Genomic DNA, 3241 nt, shown 5'->3' with positions numbered 1-3241 from the left:
CAAGATCCTTGCCGAACGTTATCGAAATAGAGGGAAAAGACTCGGTTTGAGATTCAATTTAATTGCTGGAATCTATAACTTGGAGCTGAGTAAAAAATGATTTATGAAAGAAGTCTAATATCCTGTAATTATTAAGAATAGTGGTACCGCTAAACGAAATACTCCATTTACTAAAATAAACCCTAGTTCTGGAACATCCACGCGTAAAAAGTTTAAATGCAATAATATAACCGAAAGTGCTAAAGCTACTTTCAGATAATCTATGGATAAATTTCTCATATGTCTTAATTTTTTAAACAAATGATTTAATTATATATATTTTTTAATCAACAATCTTATTTAACATACAATCTTTTATAATCATTATAAATAATATAAAGTTCCCATCATCATCCCCCCACATCATTAAAAGACCTTTTCCTAGACAACCCACAGAAAAAAACGTATAACACCGTTTTTCAAATTTAACGGGTAAACATCACTGTGAAACTCATCCTTGCACCCATGGAAGGCTTAACTGACCCAATTATGCGTGATGTACTCACATCCGTGGGCAGCTTTGACTGGTGTGTAACCGAGTTTATCCGTGTGACCAATTCAGTCCTACCCGATCATATTTACTATCAATATTGTCCCGAATTACTCAATGGTGGCAAAACAGCCTCAGGTACACCTGTGCATGTGCAGTTTTTAGGTAATGATCCGGAAATGCTGGCAGCCAATGCCATTCGTGCGGTAGAGCTGGGCGCTCCTGTGATTGATATGAATTTTGGCTGCCCTGCAAAAACCGTGAACCGGCACCGTGGCGGTTCTGTACTGCTAGATGAACCCGAAGTGGTTCACATGCTGGTCAAAGCTGTGCGTGATGCAGTACCTAAACATATTCCGGTTTCTGCCAAAATGCGCTTAGGTTATATGGACAGAAAATTTACCCTGGAAAATGCTCATGCTATTGAAGATGCAGGTGCTTCCTGGGTCACAGTACATGCCCGTACCAAGGCGGAAGGCTATACCCCTCCTGCATTTTGGGATCAGTTGCAACCGATTCGTGAAGCATTAAAAATCAATGTGATTGCCAATGGTGAAATTTGGACCAATGCAGATGCCAAACAATGCCAACTTGAATCTGGCTGTGAAGATTTGATGATTGGCCGGGCTGCTGTAACCACGCCCGATATCACCCAATGTATCCGTCAAAATACCGATGAAGCCTTGATTACCTGGAATGAATTATTGGCTCTGCAAATTCGTTTTTTAAGTGGTTCCTATAAAAAAGAAGTGAATATGGTGGGACGCTATAAACAATGGCTCGGTATGATGTCGAAGCATTATCCTGAAGCCAAAGAGTTATGGAACGAGGTCAAACGCATTAAAGTCTTGACTGAAATTATTGAAAAATTAAATGCGTCCAAGCATTAAAGTAAAAAGCCTTTGAATGTTCAAAGGCTTTTTACTTTAGCTAATTTCTTTAGCCACTTTCTTTACGCTGTTTTAAATTTTCCACATGCATTCGATTGGTTTTCCATGATTTTTCCAAAACCTCCTTTTCAATACGCAGCTTGATACGCTTGAGTTTCATGGCAGGAATCACTTCATCTTGAAAACCTTTGACATAATCCACCCATGCCGCACCACGAAATACATTATCCGGCATGGCCGTTTTAAACTCACTTTCTGGCATAAACACAATCACTGAATGTAGGTACTCTGGCTCGATAATATCGGACAATACATCTTGCAGCACTTTCATGTGCTTATAGTTCTGATGCAATGGATTTTGAAATTTATAGCTGTTTTTATAAATCTTTTGCGTCCACATTTTTTGACGTTCACCACCAAAAATCCAGCCGGTATAATTTTTGGTTTCAATCACGAAAACTCCAAAAGGACTTAACAGAATATGATCGATTTGGGTCGTTCCTGCCTGTTCATCTGGCAAAGTACAATCATTCAATAAAATATAGTGAGGATCTTTTAAGTACAGTTTAACGTGTACAGCTACTGCCAATTCCCCCACTTTACCTTTGAAATATGGTTTAAAGGCTTTAAAAATAGCTATTGCGATAAAAACAAGAATAATCCACCAAAAGCTTGACCATAGTGGAACAATTATCTGATTCAATATTTTATTGATCTTTGTTTTTTATAAGATTTTATACTTTAAACAATTTTCTCTAATTTTAACAGGATATCTTTATTTTCCAGTCCACCGGCAAAACCGACCAGTTTACCATTTGCTCCGACCACACGATGACATGGCGCAATAATGGAAATTGGATTTTTACCATTGGCTGCACCCACAGCACGAACCGCTTTCACATTGCCCACTTGCTCGGCAATGTCACGATAACTGCGGGTCTCTCCAAAAGGAATAGTCAATAAAGCTTGCCAGACTTTTTTCTGAAATTCAGTGCCTTCAAAATCTAGAGGCAAATCAAATTTCTGCCGTTTTCCCGCGAAATATTCGGTTAACTGCTTTTGGGTTTCCAATAAAATTGGATGATGAACCTGTTCAATCAGTTCGGCTAAACGCACCCGTTTAGGATTTTCATTTTCCCAAAGTACTGCCACCAAAGCCGTGTCATTGGCCACCAGTTTTAAGCTGCCTACAGGAGAAGTCATTTCCATAAATGCCAGTTTCATCATCTTCTCCTGTAATAAAAGCATTGCTTAGGATTTTATGATGATGACAGTTTCATCAGCACTAATCCAGAAATAATCAGTACAGCTGCCAGCATTCGCATTGCCGATGCAGGCTCGCCTAAAATAAACACCCCAACCAAAAAAGAACCGACTGCACCAATCCCGGTCCAGATGGTATAGGCCGTGCCAAGCGGCAAAGTGCGCATGACATAAGCCAGCAAGGCAAAGCTCAAAATCATGAAAATAACAGTAATGATACTGGGAGTTAAACGTGTGAAACCTTCTGAAAGTTTCATGGAATACGCCCAGACAATTTCAAAAAGACCCGCTAAAACTAAAACCACCCAAGCCATGACGACTATGCTCCATTTGATTAGAGTCAGGTCGTCCTGACGAATTTTCTCAGTGCAACAATCATTGGTATTGCACCAAGGGAGGTCGTTCCTCCTGTAATTTATTTGATAATTATATAATAATTGAGCTAAATAAGTGCTTGTTTTACATTTTTTGACCAATTCAGCACCCTAAAAGATCAAATAAGAACTTAAATAAGATCTCAAATAAAAAACGACTGGCCTATACCAGTCGTGTTTTTAAT

4 protein-coding genes and 1 pseudogene are annotated in these 3241 nt (G+C 39.0%); 2 read left to right on the top strand and 3 right to left on the bottom strand.

Annotation, left to right across the window (positions count from 1 at the left end; translation table 11 throughout):
• Both ACE01R_RS17565 and ACE01R_RS17560 read left to right on the top strand, forming a co-directional pair.
• Window positions 1-100, top strand: a pseudogene (locus ACE01R_RS17565) (IS5/IS1182 family transposase); the annotation flags it as partial.
• Between the two features lie 383 nt (window positions 101-483).
• On the top strand, window positions 484-1419 hold the full coding sequence (locus tag ACE01R_RS17560) for a tRNA dihydrouridine synthase (protein WP_395552778.1): 936 nt from the start codon (window positions 484-486) through the stop codon (window positions 1417-1419).
• 49 nt (window positions 1420-1468) lie between these two features.
• Here ACE01R_RS17560 and ACE01R_RS17555 read toward each other — a convergent pair whose 3' ends face one another.
• From ACE01R_RS17555 to sugE, 3 genes are read right to left on the bottom strand one after another with little or no spacing between them, the layout of a single operon-like run.
• Window positions 1469-2134 carry a nuclease-related domain-containing protein gene (locus ACE01R_RS17555; protein ID WP_395552780.1) on the bottom strand — a complete coding sequence of 222 codons (666 nt, stop codon included), beginning with the start codon at window positions 2132-2134 and terminating at the stop codon, window positions 1469-1471.
• A gap of 26 nt (window positions 2135-2160) precedes the next feature.
• Window positions 2161-2643 (bottom strand): methylated-DNA--[protein]-cysteine S-methyltransferase, encoded by a 483-nt coding sequence (locus tag ACE01R_RS17550; protein WP_395552779.1) that lies wholly within the window; start codon window positions 2641-2643, stop codon window positions 2161-2163.
• 35 nt (window positions 2644-2678) lie between these two features.
• Window positions 2679-2996 (bottom strand): quaternary ammonium compound efflux SMR transporter SugE, encoded by a 318-nt coding sequence (gene sugE / locus ACE01R_RS17545; RefSeq protein WP_395552777.1) that lies wholly within the window; start codon window positions 2994-2996, stop codon window positions 2679-2681.
• Window positions 2997-3241 lie beyond the last annotated feature (245 nt).

It is taken from the genome of Acinetobacter sp. BSP-28, from assembly GCF_044130285.1.
Lineage (GTDB): Bacteria > Pseudomonadota > Gammaproteobacteria > Pseudomonadales > Moraxellaceae > Acinetobacter.
Note: the sequence above shows the minus strand (reverse complement) of the source record. Positions and strands in the feature narration are given on the sequence as shown.

Excerpts from the sequence above, each read along its gene's own strand:
- ACE01R_RS17550 (WP_395552779.1), bottom strand. The coding sequence starts at position 2,643 with ATGAAACTGGCATTTATGGAAATGACTTCTCCTGTAGGCAGCTTAAAA.
- sugE (WP_395552777.1), bottom strand. The coding sequence starts at position 2,996 with ATGGCTTGGGTGGTTTTAGTTTTAGCGGGTCTTTTTGAAATTGTCTGG.